We start from the raw sequence: 15,982 nt of genomic DNA, 5'->3' as shown, positions 1-15,982 counted from the left end.
TCAGGCGGCCTTTGAAATCTATTCAGGATAAACCAGCTGTTCTTCCCTGATATCAGTCAATACCTCGTCCAGATATTTCCGGGCCAGATATTTTGCCATGGGAAGGTTCATATCCAGGTAGTTGCCGCAGTCTTTTGCGGCGGCTCCCGGCACGTCTCCTTCAAAATCCGCGATAAAACTGAACATTTCCTGCATCAGCGGCACGATATCGGCGGAGGTATATTCGCCGGACAGGATCAGATAGAAACCGGTGCGGCAGCCCATGGGGCCAAAATAAATGGTCTTATCTGCATAAGTTTCATGATTGCGCAGAAAAGTAGCGCCCAGGTGCTCGATGGTGTGGACCTCGGCGGTATTCATGACCGGTTCGTCATTGGGGCTTGTCATACGCAGGTCAAAGGTCGTAACAGGGTATGCATTTACATAGTCAACGCGGGACACATACACGCCGGGCACCAGGCGGAGATGGTCTACCGTAAAGCTTTTGATTTTTTCCATTTTTTATGCTCCTTCTCGTAATCAATTCTTTTTCAGTATAACATTTTTTACTGCATTTTACTATGTAAAAGTGGTACAGGGTGTGGTATACTTATTTCGTGTGTATTAGGAGGCAGAAGATGAAGTTATATTTAGTAAGACACGGGATCACCGACTGGAACGCAAGAAAAAAGATCCAGGGGCAGGTAGACATCCCGTTGAATGAGACAGGAAGAGACCTGGCGAGAAAGACGGCGGAAGGATTAAGAGACGTTCGTTTTGATCAGTGTATCTCAAGCCCTCTTTGCCGGGCAAAAGAAACAGCCAGGATCATCCTGGGAGAAAGAAATGTAAATATTCTGGACGAACCGAGGATCATGGAGATGGCATTTGGAGATTATGAAGGAAAATGCTGCTCCAGGGAAGGATGGGAACTGCCGGAGGGATTTCATAAGTTTTTTGACGATCCGGCGGGATATGAGCCGCCAAGAGGCGGAGAGTCCTTTGCGGACGTGAAGAAACGGACCGGAGCATTTCTTGCAGATCTCTATCAGAAGCCGGAGTATCAGGGACTGAATATCCTGATCACCACCCACGGGGCGGCGCTGGCGGGTCTGTTAAACAATATAAAACAGGAGCCCCTGTCCCGGTACTGGGGCGATGGCGTGCACAGAAACTGTGCAGTAACAGAAGTCGAAGTAAGAGACGGCGTGCCTGAGATCCTTTCGGAAAATGTGATCTATTACGAAAATGTAAAGGATCCCTGGGCGGATGAAAAATAAAAGCAGCAGGAGGAGAGAATCATGATCGGAGATAAGAAAGTATTATTCAGCGGGATGCAGGCCACAGGAAACCTGACCCTTGGAAATTATCTGGGAGCCTTAAAGAACTGGGTGACCTTAAGCGATGAGTACGAGTGCTTTTACAGCGTAGTGGATATGCATTCCATTACCGTAAGACAGGACCCTGCCACCTTAAGAAAACGCGCAAGAGCGCTGTTGACTCTATATATTGCGGCAGGACTGGATCCGGAGAAAAACTGCATTTACTACCAGTCCCATGTATCCGGCCACGCAGAGCTGGCCTGGATCTTAAACTGCTTTACCTACATGGGAGAACTGAACCGGATGACCCAGTTTAAAGACAAGGCGGCAAAACACGCGGACAATATCAACGCCGGACTTTTCACTTATCCGGTGCTGATGGCAGCGGATATCCTGCTGTATCAGGCGGACGTGGTGCCGGTGGGAATCGACCAGATGCAGCATCTGGAGATCACCAGAGACATTGCAGAACGGTTTAACAACATTTATGGCGACGTATTTACGATCCCGGAAGCGTATGTTGGCAAGGTGGGCGCAAAGATCATGAGCCTGCAGGATCCGGAAAGGAAGATGTCCAAGTCCGATGAAAATCCCAATGCCAGCATTTACCTGATGGATGATATGGACACGATTATGCGTAAATGCAAGCGGGCGGTGACAGATTCTGAGGCGCAGATCCTGTACCGGGACGAGCAGCCGGGCGTGAAGAACCTGATCAATATCTACAGCGCCTGCACCGGCAAGACGCCGGACGAGGTAGTCAAGGAATTTGACGGCAAGGGCTACGGCGACTTTAAGATGGCAGTGGGCGAGTCTGTCTGCGCAGTTCTGAAGCCACTGCAGGACGAGGCGACCCGTCTGGAAAAGGATAAGGCGTATATTGACGGCATCATCAAAGCAAATGCAGAGAAAGCAGGCTATTTTGCCAATAAGACTCTGAGAAAGGTGCAAAAGAAGATCGGATTCCCGGAAAGGATCCGGTAAGAAGAGCATATATAGTAAAAAACGCAGGAGACATTTTGCCTCCTGCGTTTTTTTACGCGAACTGACTGTTATATAATCTGGCGTAGGCTCCGCCTGCATTTAAAAGTTCCCGGTGGTTTCCGGTCTCTATGATGGTTCCGTGCTGCATCATCAGGATAAGATCCGCATCTACGATGGTGGAGAGCCGGTGGGCGATGACAAAGCTGGTGCGTCCCTGCATCAGCGCCTGCATGGCGCTTCCGATCTCCAGTTCCGTACGGGTATCCACAGAAGATGTGGCTTCGTCCAGGATCAGGATCTTCGGATCACAGAGAAAGACTCTGGCGATGGTAAGAAGCTGGCGCTGGCCGATGGAAATGTTGTCTGCGTCATTGCTTAAGACCGTTTCATATCCGTGGGGCAGGGTGCGGATAAAAAAGTCGGCTCTTGCAGCTTTTGCGGCCGCTATGATCTCTTCTCTGGAAGCGTCCGGCCTTCCGTAGGCGATATTTTCTGCGATCGTGCCTTCAAAGAGCCAGGCGTCCTGCAGAACCATGCCAAATGCTCCGCGAAGATCCGCCCTTGTCATGGAGCCGGTGTCCTGGCCGTCTAAGAGGATCTGTCCGCCGTCTGTTTCATAAAAGCGCATCAGCAGATTGACCAGGGTGGTCTTGCCTGCACCCGTGCTTCCTACAATGGCGATCTTCTGACCAGGGCGTGCCTCAAAGGATACGTCCTGCATGAGGATCCGCTCAGGCGTATAGCCAAAGCGGACATGGGAAAAGCAGACGGATCCCCGGACCGGGTCTGATGGAAGGGCAGGATCGGCAGGGTCAGAGGAAATCTCTTCTTCGTCCAGCAGAGTGTAGACCCTTTCCACAGAGGCCAGAGCCGACTGCATGGAATTGAGCATATAGGAAAGCTCTGTGATGGGTTCCCCGGCCTGATTGATATATTGGAAAAATGCCTGGAAGACGCCGGGCGTCATGGTTCCCCGAAGCAGCATACCGCCGCCAAGGACGGTGATGACTACCATGCCAAAGCGGTTGATCATGCGGATGCCGGGATTGATCGCGCTGATCAGGAAATCTGCATCCCGGGAGGCTTTTGCCAGGTCATTGGCTGCGTCAGTGACTTTTTTAAGACTCTCTTTTTCCTGCTGAAAGGCCTGTATCACGGCCCGGCCGGTGTAGGATTCTTCCACCAGGCCGTTTAAGGCACCCACCGCTTCCTGTCTGCGGATAGCGGTCTGCAAAGTATAGTGTGACAGCTTCCGGGTTAACAGCAGTGTGATGCCGGTAAAGAATAAAAAGACCAGGGTCAGCGTCACGCTGAACCGGAACATCATGACAATGGAGCCGATGACAGTCCCTACCGCTACAAAGAAGCGGATCATCCCGGTCTGCAGGGCTTCCGACATTTTATCCAGGTCGTTGGTGATGTGGCTCATGACCTGTCCCGGCTGATGGCCGTCGAAAAAGGACAGGGGGAGCCGTTGCAGTTTTTCTCCTACTTCGCTTCGAAGCTGCAGACTTAAGCGCTCCGCAAAGCTTGCCATCAGGAAGTTCTGCAGGACATAGAAAAGTGCGCCGGTCCCGTAGAGAAGAAGGAGCAGAAAGATCTGCCTTCCGCCGTATTCCCAGGTGATGTGAAAGGACTGGCCCTTGTTCCACATTTCCTGCACCCGGTTCCAGATCAGATCCACCACCCGGGCGCTGTAGAGGGGAGCTGCGATATTAAAGGCGGTGTAGCAGGCCACAGAGAGCAGCACAATGAGCAGACGGACTTTCTGTCTGCCGATGGAACGAAAGAATCGCAGAAGAGTAGATCTGGCGTCCCGGATCTTCAGGGCCTCTTCTTCCAAAAAGCCGGTAGTTTCCTGGTTCTGATTCTCTGACATGGCCTAGTTTCCTCCTTTCATCTGAGAATGGGCGATATCCCGGTAAATCGGGCAGGTTTCCATCAGTTCCTCGTGCCGGCCGATCCCTGCGATCTGTCCTTCGTTCAGAACCAGGATCTGGTCGGCGTGAAGGATGGTGCTGATCCGCTGGGCAATGATGAGAAGTCCTGCTTCTGTGATCTCTTCTTGCAGCGCGTGGCGCAACGCGGCATCCGTCTGAAAGTCCAGGGCGGAAAAACTGTCGTCGAACACATAGAGATCCGCTGGTTTTACCAGAGCCCGGGCGATGGAGAGGCGCTGCCTCTGGCCGCCGGAAAAATTGGTGCCGCCCTGGGATACATGGCTTTTAAGGCCGCCCGGCAGGTCCAGTACAAAATCCGCCTGGGCGGTTTTCAGGGCGCGGATCAGATCCGCTCTGGTGGCGTCCGGATTGCCGTAGCGAAGATTTTCCTCGATGGTGCCGGAAAAGAGCCAGGCTCTCTGGGGGATATAGGAAATGGCGCTTCGCAGTTCCGACTGGGGAAGGCTGCGGATGTCGGTTCCCTTTAAAGTGATCTGCCCTGCGGTTACGTCATGAAACCGGAGCAGCAGTTTGGCGATGGTAGATTTTCCGCTTCCGGTACCGCCGATGATAGCCGTGGTTTTCCCTTTCTCACAGGAAAAAGACAGATCCGAGAGGGTATTTTCATCTGCATCGGCAAACCGGAAGGAGACATGGTCGAATCGGAAGATTTCCGGACCTGCGCCGTTACCGGAATGCCCCGTTCCGTCTTTGATCTCCGGCGTATGGTTCAGCACCGCACAGATCCGGCGCATACAGGTCATGGCTCTTGGCACCAGCAGGATCACCATCTGGGCCATCATCACATAGAAAAGGATCCAGATGGCGTACTCGGTGACAGCAGTAATGTCGCCCACCTTCATGGAGCCGGTTCCAATCTGATTGCCGCCAAGATACAGGATGGCAACGATCGTCAGATTAATAACCACCGTAGCCAGACAGTCCAGGCCTGCGAACAGACGATTGGCCTGGATGGCGGAGATGGCGTAGTCTTCGAAAGATTTCCGCATCCTTTTTATTTCATGGGTCTCTTTGCGGAACGCCCGGATCACCCGCACGCCGGTCAGATTTTCCCGCAGGACCACATTCATCCGGTCCAAAAAACTCTGGAGCAGTTCAAAAATGCGGGCGGCCTTCCGGATAATGAGAAGGGCGGCGGCCAGCACCAGGAAGGTGGCTCCCAGGATGAGAAAGCCCATATCCCGGTGAATGGAAAAGGAAAAGAAAATGCCAAGCGCACACATCACAGGAACGGGCAGCACCAGCTGTAGGACGTTCATAAGGGACTGCTGCAGGACATTGATGTCATTTAAAGTCCGTGTGATCATGGAAGCAGTCCCGAAGGTCTCAAAATCTGTGGTGGAAAAGGACAGAGTCTTATCATAAAGCGCAACCCGAAGATCCCGTCCAAAGTCTGCGGAGAGTCTGGCGCACAGCCAGCTTCCAAGAAGGGTCAGGCCGCCGGATAAAAGGGCGATGCCAAGCATCCAGATCCCCTGGACCAGGATGTCAGAAAGGTCAGCCTGACTGACAGCCAGGTTGATCATATTGGCGGTAATTGTGGGCACCAGAAGAGAGCCTCCTACATCCGCGATCATAATAAGAGAGATGAAAAGAAGCCGTTTCCGGTAAGGTTTTAAGAAAGAAAGTATTGTTTTCATGAGATTAAGCCTGCTCTTTCTCCTTTGTCATTTTCTGGATCTCGTCTTCAAAATAGGCGCATTGCTTTTCTCCAAGCTCCACCATCAGAGCCCGTTCTTCTTCTGACAGCCGCAGAAGAGACCGCTCCTCCGCTTCGATGAGGGGCGTCAGGACTTCCCGGCAGTAGGCCTGTCCTTTGGCTGTGAGAGATACGGACTTGCGGTTGCGCCCGCCGGGAAGCTGCTCCAGCTGCACATAGCCCTTTTTCACAAGCCCCTGTATGGTAAAGTTTACCGTCTGCTTGGGATAGCACCACATGATCGCCAGATCATTCTGGGTGATCACGCCGTCCGGCTCCATGAGCGTATAAAGGATGTTGGCGGCCGGGTCGGAGAGACCGCGGGAGACTGCGTAGATATGATATTGCTCATTCAGCCGTTTAGCGGTCTGAAGGAGCCGGAAATTCTGAGTTTTTACACTTTGATCCATGAAAATTCCTCCATAATAAAAATCCAATATGAGACTTTAAAAGGAGTATAAGTCCCATATTGGATTTTGTCAAGAAAATTAATTTTCGCCTTCTACATCTTCCTTATAGATTGGAAGATTTTTAAAATCTTCTGGAATTTCATCGAGTTCAACAAAAAAATTCCCATCAACATAAATTTCATAAGAACCGCCATTGTCTAAAATATAGGCATTGTCAGGTTCTATTGTAACGCCCATACTTGTGTCATTTGATTCGATCTCTTTTAAATTGGATTCCGGAACAATAAAGAGAGAAAGAGAAACGGAAATAAACATAGTAAAGTAGAGCAAAAACAACGCATACCTTTTGGGGCGATATTCGGAGTTGGACTGTTTTAAAAGGAAATGAATTCTTGTAGTTAAAACGGACGGAGATTTTGCAGTAAAACTCAAAAGACTGGTAGAATTTTTCTCTTTTGAACTATGAATGAATTTAGCAGTTTTCTTAATCAAAGAAGCATAATCAAGAATATTAAATTCCGGAATATGATTTACAAGATAAAAATCATTCGATAATTCTAAAAATAAGGAGAGTTCCTTTTTCATGAGGTGGACAAAGGGGTTCCACCAATGAATGCAACAAATAATCTCCATGAAAAAGATAATCCATAAATGATGTTTTTGATAATGAGCAAGTTCATGGAAACAGATATATTTAATTTCATCTTCAGAAAGATTCAAAGTATCTGGCAGAATGATAACAGGGGTAAACAACCCGCAAACAGATGGAGATATGCAGAGAGGTATTTTAGCAATTTGTAAAGGTTTATTGTAGTATGCTTGCAGGGAGCTTGTCGTTTCCTCCCAGAATGGAGTATGTTCCACATAGTAATTGGAAAGATACTTTTTTAAATGGATATAGCGAAAAAGAAATCTTGTCAATAATATGACAGCAACAACCAGCCAGATAAAGAACATAATTGTATCGATGCGTATTTGTGCTTCTGCGTTTGGGTATCTGGCAAATTCTAACAACCCTGGCAAAATATGATAGGAATAAATAGTATAAGTGAAAGGAAAATTGATAGGAATTGCCATGCGAATCAGAATTAACAGGATACTGATAATAGAGATTTTTATTAAGCGTTCATTAAAGAAAGAAGAGTGGTGGATGATAATATGCAAATATATAATCAGAACAAAAAGTAATGATTAAACAAGTTAAGAATGGACCGAATGAAATATATTTATGGACAAACAGAGACATATTCATGCTATTTTTCTCCTGATTTTAATTCTTCTTTCTTTTGTTCAATTAGTTTTTCTAATTCCTCTAACTCACTCAGATTGGTTTCTGTATCGATCAGAGAGGCAATGAGTGAGGAGACTTTTGCTTTCCCTATAATATCCTGGCAGGCTGTTTCGAGGAAATCTTCCCTGGATACCAGTGGTGTATAACTCCTGGTAAGAACTGTACCGCTGTAAACAATATCGGCCACCTTGATAAACTGCTTGTTGACCAGAGCGCGCAGGCAGGCCTGTACAGTATTGATGTTTAATGAGTCGTTTCTTTTCAGGATTTCTGATGCGATCAGAGGTTTATCGCTGCTCCATAAAATTTTCATGATTTCCAGTTGTTTTTTTGTAATACGTTTTTTCATATACTTTCATCAACACCTTATTAATATAATTTATAATTAAATTATTGCATAAAAGTAAATGAATGTCTATGGAAAGACAGGTATCTTTGCGGTTTTTTATCACACATTAACTAATGATAGATTAAAAAAATAATAATAAAGCAAATAAGAAAATTGTAATTACAATATAGCTTGAAATAGGGAAATGTGTATAGTATAATAAAACAAAAGATTTATGCGGCAGCATAAAGCAATTAACGGAAAATGCAAAAAGAGGAGGGACACTATGAATAGACTATTTGGAGTTTGTGGTCTTGCCATCCTAATGGTATGTCTGGGAGCTGGCTGTTCAAAACAAGAGGAGGAAAGTAAGCCGGAAAACAATCCGGATACGGAAGGGAAAACTCTGACGGTTTATTCTCTGACAGAAGACGGGAATGTTCAGTTTCTGGCCGATGGATTTCATGAGAAATATCCGGATATATCTGTTGAGATAAGATATGGCAGTACCGAAGAAAATGGGAAGACCAGAGAAGAGGCGATAAATCTTCTTTCTGCCGAGCTGGAAGAGGGAAAAGGAGCGGATCTTATCGTACTGGACAGACTGGATGCGGAATCATACAGGGAGAAAGAATTTCTTGTGGATCTGAAGGATGTGGTGGATCAGAAGACACTGGAAGAAAACGTATTTTCCCATATGCTGGAACCTTATAAAGATGAAGAAGGACAGTTTGCAGTCCCCTGCGGATTTTCCCTTTATGGAATAACCGGGGAAACAGAGGCTGTCAACGCCTTTACGGATGTAGATCAGCTTCTTGATTATGCGGAAGAAAAAGGACTTCCATTTGCTGTAAATGATTATAATCTGGCAGAGGCCGCAAATGTCATCTATCTGAAAGATATTCCGGCCTGCTTCAAAGAGGATGGCTCCGTAGATCAGCAAAATCTGGAGAATCTGTTTGTACATCTGGAAAAGCTGTTTGCGCTGTCCGGTAATTCGTTTGAAGAGGATAATACGGAGTATGGATTTGGAGACGACAGAGAGATTTCCTCTATGGATAATGCAGTGGAGTGGATATATTATGATAAGCTTCCTTTTGTGATGTCGCCTTATCTAAATGTGAATGGAATAAAGGCTGCAAATTATCTGGCCTCTGAAGAGGGACTTGCATATGAATATCTGGAAAGAGACGGACAGCTGGTTTACCAGGATCAGATGATCCTGGGCGTAACAGCCGGGTCTGACCAGATGGAAGCGGCCGGAACCTTTATTGATTATGTGCTGACAGAAGGTCTGACAGAAAAAAGGCAGGATCTTCTGATGCTTCCGGCAAATCAGAAGATTCTGGAAGATTTATTGCAGGGTGAACAGGAGATCTTTACGATCAGTTCTTTTGGTTACGGAGAAGAGCCGGAGATGATAGATGTAATGGGGAAAGATCTTACCAAGGAGCAGTCAGAGCAGCTGACAGACAGGATCAAGAATGCTGTGAAAGCAGAGTATACGAATCCGGAGATCCGGGAAGTGATCCTTCAGGCAGCCGGTGAGGAGTGCCTTGGAGAGAAAACAATGGAGCAGGTTCTGGGGGAAACCAGCCAGGAGATTGCAGAAAGATAAGAAAAATATAAAATCAAGGCTCTTCCATAGAACGGACCGAAAGTCGTCTGTGGAAGAGCCTTTTTTCAGATAAAGCGGATTCGGAATCTAATCTTCCTCCTCGGTCTGTACCGAGTAGGTCTGGCGTTTTCTTGCCATCTCATCGCTTTCCAGATATTCATCATAGGTGGTGATCTTATCGATCAGCTTGCCGCCAGGCACGATCTCCATGATCCGGTTGGCCGTTGTCTGGACGATCTGATGGTCGCGGGAGGTGAAAAGGATCACGCCCGGGAACTTGATCATACCGTTATTCAGAGCAGTGATGGCTTCCATGTCCAGGTGGTTGGTAGGCTCGTCCAGGATCAGCACGTTGGCTCCGGAGATCATCATTTTGGACAGCATGCAGCGGACTTTTTCTCCTCCGGAGAGAACGCGGACTCTCTTGACCCCGTCTTCGCCGGAGAAGAGCATCCGGCCCAGGAAGCCCCGGACGTAAGTGGCGTCCTTTTCTTCAGAATACTGGGTCAGCCATTCTACGATGGTGGAATCATTTTCAAATTCCGCGCCGTGGTCCAGCGGGAAATATGCCTGGGACGTGGTGATGCCCCACTTGTAAGTCCCTTCGTCCGGTTCCAGTTCACCGGTCAGGATCTGGAAGAGGGTGGTCTTGGCCAGCTCATTGCTTCCTACAAAAGCCACCTTGTCATCGTGGTTCAGGGTAAAGGAAATGTTGTCCAGCACCTTGACACCGTCAATGGTTTTGGAAAGGCCGTCCACGGTCAGCACTTCATTTCCGATCTCTCTGTTTGGCCGGAAATCAATGTAAGGATATTTCCGGCTGGAAGGCTGGATCTCGTCCAGCTGGATCTTCTCCAGGGCACGCTTTCTGGAAGTGGCCTGTTTGGATTTGGAGGCGTTGGCGCTGAACCTTGAGATGAACTCCTGCAGTTCCTTGATCTTTTCTTCCTTCTTCTTGTTGGCCTCCTTCATCTGGCGGATCAGAAGCTGGCTGGATTCATACCAGAAGTCATAGTTTCCGGCGTAGAGCTTGATCTTGCCATAATCGATGTCTGCGATCTGAGTGCAGACTTTGTTTAAGAAATACCGGTCGTGGGAGACCACAATGACGGTGTTGTCAAAGTTAATAAGGAACTCCTCCAGCCAGGCAATGGCGTCCAGGTCCAGGTGGTTGGTGGGCTCGTCCAGGAGCAGGATGTCCGGATTGCCAAAGAGAGCCTGTGCCAGAAGAACCTTTACCTTCTCAGGACCGTTCAGGTTCTTCATTGTTTCATAATGTAGCTCGGTGCCGATGCCAAGACCGTTTAACAGAGAGGCGGCATCGGACTCTGCTTCCCAGCCGTTCATGGCGGCAAATTCGCCTTCCAGTTCGCTGGCTTTGATGCCGTCTTCATCGGTAAAATCTTCTTTTGCATAGAGCACTTCTTTTTCCTTCATGATCTCATAAAGGCGGGCATTTCCCATAATGACGGTGTCAAGAACCGGATATTCATCATATTTAAAATGGTCCTGCTGAAGGAAGGAAAGACGTTCTCCCGGTGTGAGGATTACTTCGCCTTTGGTAGGTTCCAGCTGTCCGGAAAGTATTTTTAAGAACGTAGATTTTCCGGCGCCGTTGGCTCCAATAAGGCCATAGCAGTTTCCTTCCGTAAACTTAATATTTACATCTTCAAATAAAGCTTTCTTGCCGACGCGCAGCGTCACATTGCTGGTACTGATCATAAAATGAACTCCTTGCTTAAAAATATCCGGCCTGCGCCGGAAAAAAATCGCCTGTAAACATGTACGGGTTACATACATTGCCTATCTTAGCAAATATCCCTGGAAAAGACAAGGAAAAAAGCGGTGTTTTACCGGAAATCTTACGGATCTGAAAAAGAAGGTTTTACTTCCTGTGGATTCGGTATATAATAGCGGATAGAAAGCGGGGTAGAAACTTATGATTAAAGCGACTATGGTATTAGAAGGCGGCGCCACCAGAGGGGTGTTTACCTCCGGCGTCCTGGATTATCTGATGGAACAGGATTTTTATACCTCTCATGTGATCGGCGTGTCCGCCGGATCCTGCAACGGGGTGGATTATGTATCAAAGCAGATCGGCAGGACAAGAGACTGCATGATCCATAAGGAAAAGGAATACGATTATTATCACGATCTCCGGAAATTTATCAGGGAGAAGAGCATTCTGGATATGGACATGGTGTTTGATAAATATCCCAATGAAATTTTTCCTTTTGATTATGAAACGTATTTTGGATCTGAGACAGAATGTGAGATCGTGACCACAAACTGTGAGACCGGACAGGCGGAATATATGACAGAGCGCAGAGACAAGAACCGCCTGATGAAGATCTGCCGGGCGTCCAGCAGCCTTCCTCTGCTGTCGCCTATGGTAAATGTGGACGGCGTGCCGTATCTGGACGGAGGCCTGGCGGACTCCATCCCTGTGAAGCGGGCCATGAAGCTTGGGAATGAGAAGATCATCCTGGTGTTGACAAGAAACCCGGGGTACCGCAAGAAACCGGCGTCCCCGGGGGTGAAAGCGCTTTATAAGCGGGCATATAAGAAATATCCGAACCTGGTGCGGACCACCATCCGGCGAAACGAAGTCTACAATCAGCAGATGAAGCTGGTAGAGAAGCTGGAGGATGAGGGAAAGATCTTTGTGATCCGTCCGCTGATCCCCACGGTCTCCAGGCTTGAGAAAGATTATGATGCGCTGATGCATTTTTATGAGCACGGGTACCGCCTGATGAAACGGCAGTATCAGGCGCTGCAGGCGTACATGGAAGAATAGAAGAATAGAAAACAGACCGCAGGAGCTGAAGGGGGGCCGCAGGGGTCGCAGGGGGCCGCAGGGCAAAGCGGCGTTTTAATTCTGCGGGGGATAGGTGATCTCCTGCAGATACAGCCCCTTGGGATCGCAGGGGTCGCCCGGATACTGGATGCCGGAGAAGATATCGTCGATATCTTCTTTTTTTCTGACGCCAAACCCAATGTCCAGAAGAATGCTGACCAGAAATCTGGCCATATTGTGGAGAAAATCATCGGCTCGGATCAAAATCTGCATTTCTTCTGTGTCGCCGTAGATCTGGATGTCATAGATTTCCCGTTCTGTATTTTTGCTCTTTTTGGCGGAAGAAAAATTGCGGAAATCATGCTTCCCCAGAAGAAGAGGGGCGGCCTGCTGCATCAGCCGCTTGTCCGGGATGTGATAGCAGTGATAGGTATATTTCCGGTCAAAAACACTTGGCACGTCGTCAATGGTCATCCGGTAGATGTAAGTCCTGGTCAGGGCGTTGAGCTGGGCGTGAAAACGCTCCGGCACTTCTTCCACATTCGTGATAGCGATGTCCATGGGCAGATACCGGTTGAGATAATGCTTGATCTCGGGCAGGGGCATGTCACATTCGGTCTTGAAACTGGCGACCTGGGCATAGGCGTGGACGCCTGCCTCTGTGCGGCAGCCGCAGTTTAGCTCGATCAGGTATTCCCCGGTCATTTTCTTCAGTACTTCAGTAATCTTATTGGAAATGGTGTTGTTGGATTCGTTTTTCCCGAGACGGGTCCAGCCCTGGTAGCGGCTGCCGTCGTATTCTATCGTAAGCTTAATGTTTCTCATAGCAGACATCCTTTCGTAGAAATCAGTTTTAGTATAGCAAATCTTATGCTATAATGAAAGGGCGCGGCTGGAAATCTAATAAAAATCTAAGAAATAGATATGCGGAGGAAAAGCGATGAGTGAAACATTTAAAAAAGTATCGGATTCGGCGGCAGAAACCCTTCATATTGTGCGGCCCAATCACCTCAATGCTGCGGGACGTCTGTTCGGAGGCGTGCTGATGCAGTGGATCGACGAGCTGGCGGGGCTGGTGGCAAAACGCCATTCCCACATGAACGTGACAACGGCCTCCGTTGACAATCTCCGGTTTTTAAAAGGGGCTTATCAAAGAGACGTGGTGGTGATCTGCGGGAAGATCACCTATGTGGGAAACACCTCCATGGAAGTCCGGGTAGACTCCTATGTGGAGGATCTGGACGGAGTGAGGACGCCCATCAACCGGGCGTATTTTTCCATGGTGGCTCTGGACGAGAACGACAGGCCCTGCAGGGTGCCGAGACTGGAACTGGAGACCGACGAAGAAAAAGAAGAGTGGGAAAAAGCAAAGCTTCGCAAAGAAGTACGGATGATGCGAAAAGAAGTGGGGATCTGAAGATCTCCACTTTTTTCCCCGAATTATCCACATTTTTATGTGGATAATTCGATTGGGGACGGGGGATTTTCAGAAATCCCCCGTCCCCAATCGAAGGAGGCAGTCATCGCCTCATAAATCCCTGCATCATTTTCACCATCTGGTCGATTTTTTCCTGTTCTTCTTTTGGCTTTCCTTCTTTTATCAGTGTGAGGATCAGATCCATTTCTTCGGGAGTGAAGCGGATGCCTTTTTTACCGGCTGCGGTGATCAGCGACATCATGACCGGCGCCAGGCTTTTCCCTGATCTGCCCTTCGTCTTCTCGGCAGCCTGCCGGATCAGCGCAACTTTCACCGGATCCATATCCTTCATCATGGGGTGGTCGATCCATTCGTTCATCTGGAAATACTCCTTTCATAAATTCCTGCATCATATCAGCGGCGTCTGTCTGCCGCATCATTTCCATGATATTCATCACAGATTCCATTTGTTCCAACTGATCCAGTTCTTCCCGGCTCATACAGGATTTTAATTCCGTCAGGAGATCCTCAGGGGAAAAACCGGAGAAGCCCCGGAAATCTGCTATGGTGCGGGAAAGTTCTGTGACTTTGATGTAGACGGCCAGAACATGCTGGAGGCCTGGCGGCAGGCAGGGGAGCAGAAGTTTCATGGCATAGAGCCCCGGCGGGGTGATCAGGTCGTCAAAAGGCGTCATGATCCTGGGCTTTTTTGATTTCATAAAAATTCTCCTCGCTTATCTGGCATTTGGACCCTGGTAACATTTATATGAAGCAGGAATAAGAAATATGTGATGCGGGAACATATATTATTAAGGTAGAAAGCAAAAAAGGGGGAAAAGGGATGGAACGTCATCTGATCATAGACGGAAATGAGGTATATGAGATTGATGAATCCTGCATGCTGAAAAAGAAGATCAGCGCCGGGGATGCAAAGAAAAAAGAGAAGAAGCAGACGCACTTAAGCCGGTATCAGCATAAAGGAAAATAGGAGTACGGTCACAGGAAAAAGCGGCGGAACCGATTGGTCCCGCCGCTTTTTTGGAATTGTTGATTGCTGTGATGAAACGGGGAAGATCAGCAGTCGCAGCCGCAGCCACATCCGCATCCGCCGTTGCCGTTAAAGCCGCCGAACCCGCCGCAGCAGCACAGAAGAAGGATGATCCACAGGCAGTTGTCATTGCCGCATCCGTTGCCGCCGAATCCGCCGCCGCAGCAGCACAGAAGAAGGATGATCCACAGGCAGCTGTTGTCGCCGCACCCGCATCCTCCTCTGGTCATTGCAGAATCACATCCGCATCCGCAGTTGGTAGCACTTAAATCACTCATGTTGCAATCCTCCGTGATTGATGTTTACAGTACATCATATGCGGAGGGCAAAAAAGATGTGAAGTGCGTCTTAATATTTTATCAGCCGTCTAAGAGAATGCCGGAACAGATAGTTCTTTTTCCGAAGCTTCAGTCTGTCCATGGCGGAGACGCTGTTTTTTACATATTCATCGTACAGGGTGAGAAGATAGGAAATGGTAATGTTCCGGTTCTTGTACCAGGTGAACAAAAGCCAGTTCATGATATCCGGGTGCCAGTAATGTTCGGGGATCTGCGCTTCCCGGAGTGTGAGTACATGGCGAAGCGCCTGCATGGACAGTCTGGTAAGCTGCGGGCTTCTGTTGTGTTCCCGGAAGATCTGATCGCTTTCGCAGAGAATATCATAAAGATCATTGGCGCATTTCCAGTAGACGACAAATCCGCCGTCGCTTTCTGCGGCTGCGTCCTCCTCCCGGAGGTCAAAGGTCTGTACTGATGCGCGGCGTCCGGCGCGGCTGCGGTCATACTCTGCCCGGCGTTCCGGATCAGAGAGCACATGATAAGCTTCCAGGATCTCCTGCATCTGCCGGGTGGTATCAATGCCGTTCTTCAGATTGGCATCCGGGTGAAACCGCTTGGCAAGCGCGTTTTTGGCAGCAGTGATCTCTTCTGTGGAAGCTTTTGCAGAAACGCCCAGTATTTCATAATAGTTTTTCCCCTTCATAGTATCCTCCCCTTCAGGATCCCCTTGAAAATCTCCTGGAACAACCTCTGGAAAAATCTCCGGTGAAATCCTCTGTGCATCTTATAGTACGACAAAACAACCGGGAATTCAATAGAAGGTTGCCAAAGGAGATAAGTTTGAATATTC

18 protein-coding genes are annotated in these 15,982 nt (G+C 48.4%); 6 read left to right on the top strand and 12 right to left on the bottom strand.

Annotated elements, in window-relative coordinates; all coding sequences use genetic code 11:
• Positions 1-18: 18 nt before the first annotated feature.
• Positions 19-498, bottom strand: coding sequence for an S-ribosylhomocysteine lyase (locus ABGT54_RS09160; protein ID WP_204931485.1), 480 nt, complete (start codon positions 496-498; stop codon positions 19-21).
• A 119-nt stretch (positions 499-617) separates the two neighbouring features.
• Here ABGT54_RS09160 and ABGT54_RS09155 point away from each other — a divergent pair, with 119 nt between their 5' ends.
• Positions 618-1,259 (top strand): histidine phosphatase family protein, encoded by a 642-nt coding sequence (locus ABGT54_RS09155; RefSeq protein ID WP_346663812.1) that lies wholly within the window; start codon positions 618-620, stop codon positions 1,257-1,259.
• Positions 1,260-1,280: 21 nt separating this feature from the next.
• The gene (gene trpS, locus ABGT54_RS09150) at positions 1,281-2,285 is read left to right on the top strand and encodes a tryptophan--tRNA ligase (protein ID WP_346663811.1); all 1,005 of its coding nucleotides are present in this window, start codon (positions 1,281-1,283) and stop codon (positions 2,283-2,285) included.
• 52 nt (positions 2,286-2,337) lie between these two features.
• On the opposite strand, the gene ABGT54_RS09145 is transcribed toward trpS, so the two are convergent.
• The 5 genes from ABGT54_RS09145 to ABGT54_RS09125 form a co-directional block, all read right to left on the bottom strand.
• Complete coding sequence (locus ABGT54_RS09145; protein ID WP_346663810.1) at positions 2,338-4,164, bottom strand: ABC transporter ATP-binding protein; 1,827 nt, start codon at positions 4,162-4,164, stop codon at positions 2,338-2,340.
• A 3-nt stretch (positions 4,165-4,167) separates the two neighbouring features.
• Positions 4,168-5,886 carry an ABC transporter ATP-binding protein gene (locus ABGT54_RS09140; RefSeq protein WP_346663809.1) on the bottom strand — a complete coding sequence of 573 codons (1,719 nt, stop codon included), beginning with the start codon at positions 5,884-5,886 and terminating at the stop codon, positions 4,168-4,170.
• 4 nt (positions 5,887-5,890) lie between these two features.
• A complete protein-coding gene (locus ABGT54_RS09135) occupies positions 5,891-6,355 on the bottom strand; it encodes a MarR family transcriptional regulator (RefSeq protein WP_204909037.1) in 465 nt (154 codons plus the stop codon).
• A gap of 78 nt (positions 6,356-6,433) precedes the next feature.
• Positions 6,434-7,519 carry a M56 family metallopeptidase gene (locus tag ABGT54_RS09130; protein ID WP_346663808.1) on the bottom strand — a complete coding sequence of 362 codons (1,086 nt, stop codon included), beginning with the start codon at positions 7,517-7,519 and terminating at the stop codon, positions 6,434-6,436.
• An 89-nt stretch (positions 7,520-7,608) separates the two neighbouring features.
• Positions 7,609-7,995 carry a BlaI/MecI/CopY family transcriptional regulator gene (locus ABGT54_RS09125; RefSeq protein WP_204909035.1) on the bottom strand — a complete coding sequence of 129 codons (387 nt, stop codon included), beginning with the start codon at positions 7,993-7,995 and terminating at the stop codon, positions 7,609-7,611.
• 265 nt (positions 7,996-8,260) lie between these two features.
• On the opposite strand from ABGT54_RS09125, the gene ABGT54_RS09120 reads away from it, so the two are divergent.
• On the top strand, positions 8,261-9,592 hold the full coding sequence (locus ABGT54_RS09120) for an ABC transporter substrate-binding protein (RefSeq protein WP_346663807.1): 1,332 nt from the start codon (positions 8,261-8,263) through the stop codon (positions 9,590-9,592).
• 87 nt (positions 9,593-9,679) lie between these two features.
• On the opposite strand, the gene ABGT54_RS09115 is transcribed toward ABGT54_RS09120, so the two are convergent.
• Positions 9,680-11,314 carry an ATP-binding cassette domain-containing protein gene (locus ABGT54_RS09115; RefSeq protein ID WP_346663806.1) on the bottom strand — a complete coding sequence of 545 codons (1,635 nt, stop codon included), beginning with the start codon at positions 11,312-11,314 and terminating at the stop codon, positions 9,680-9,682.
• Between the two features lie 217 nt (positions 11,315-11,531).
• Here ABGT54_RS09115 and ABGT54_RS09110 point away from each other — a divergent pair, with 217 nt between their 5' ends.
• The gene (locus ABGT54_RS09110) at positions 11,532-12,389 is read left to right on the top strand and encodes a patatin family protein (protein WP_346663805.1); all 858 of its coding nucleotides are present in this window, start codon (positions 11,532-11,534) and stop codon (positions 12,387-12,389) included.
• A 75-nt stretch (positions 12,390-12,464) separates the two neighbouring features.
• Here the strand turns inward: ABGT54_RS09110 and truA are convergent, their stop codons facing one another.
• Positions 12,465-13,214, bottom strand: a complete 750-nt coding sequence (gene truA, locus ABGT54_RS09105) for a tRNA pseudouridine(38-40) synthase TruA (RefSeq protein ID WP_346663804.1) — start codon at positions 13,212-13,214, stop codon at positions 12,465-12,467.
• Positions 13,215-13,329: 115 nt separating this feature from the next.
• On the opposite strand from truA, the gene ABGT54_RS09100 reads away from it, so the two are divergent.
• Positions 13,330-13,806: an acyl-CoA thioesterase gene (locus ABGT54_RS09100; RefSeq protein WP_346663803.1), complete on the top strand. Its 477-nt coding sequence runs from the start codon at positions 13,330-13,332 to the stop codon at positions 13,804-13,806.
• Positions 13,807-13,909: 103 nt separating this feature from the next.
• On the opposite strand, the gene ABGT54_RS09095 is transcribed toward ABGT54_RS09100, so the two are convergent.
• Positions 13,910-14,065 carry a hypothetical protein gene (locus tag ABGT54_RS09095; protein ID WP_346663802.1) on the bottom strand — a complete coding sequence of 52 codons (156 nt, stop codon included), beginning with the start codon at positions 14,063-14,065 and terminating at the stop codon, positions 13,910-13,912.
• On the bottom strand, positions 14,040-14,525 hold the full coding sequence (locus tag ABGT54_RS09090; protein ID WP_346663801.1) for a hypothetical protein: 486 nt from the start codon (positions 14,523-14,525) through the stop codon (positions 14,040-14,042). The genes ABGT54_RS09095 and ABGT54_RS09090 overlap by 26 nt, the downstream gene beginning before the upstream one ends.
• Before the next feature lie 122 nt (positions 14,526-14,647).
• Here ABGT54_RS09090 and ABGT54_RS09085 point away from each other — a divergent pair, with 122 nt between their 5' ends.
• Complete coding sequence (locus ABGT54_RS09085) at positions 14,648-14,794, top strand: hypothetical protein (RefSeq protein WP_346663800.1); 147 nt, start codon at positions 14,648-14,650, stop codon at positions 14,792-14,794.
• An 86-nt stretch (positions 14,795-14,880) separates the two neighbouring features.
• Here the strand turns inward: ABGT54_RS09085 and ABGT54_RS09080 are convergent, their stop codons facing one another.
• Both ABGT54_RS09080 and ABGT54_RS09075 read right to left on the bottom strand, forming a co-directional pair.
• Entirely contained in the window at positions 14,881-15,132 is a 252-nt protein-coding gene (locus ABGT54_RS09080; RefSeq protein WP_346663799.1) for a chorion class high-cysteine HCB protein 13, read from the bottom strand.
• A 70-nt stretch (positions 15,133-15,202) separates the two neighbouring features.
• The gene (locus ABGT54_RS09075; RefSeq protein ID WP_346663798.1) at positions 15,203-15,835 is read right to left on the bottom strand and encodes a DnaJ domain-containing protein; all 633 of its coding nucleotides are present in this window, start codon (positions 15,833-15,835) and stop codon (positions 15,203-15,205) included.
• Positions 15,836-15,982: the final 147 nt, after the last annotated feature.

It is taken from the genome of uncultured Merdimonas sp., assembly GCF_963929015.1.
Taxonomy (GTDB): Bacteria; Bacillota; Clostridia; order Lachnospirales; family Lachnospiraceae; genus Merdimonas.
Note: the sequence above shows the minus strand (reverse complement) of the source record. Positions and strands in the feature narration are given on the sequence as shown.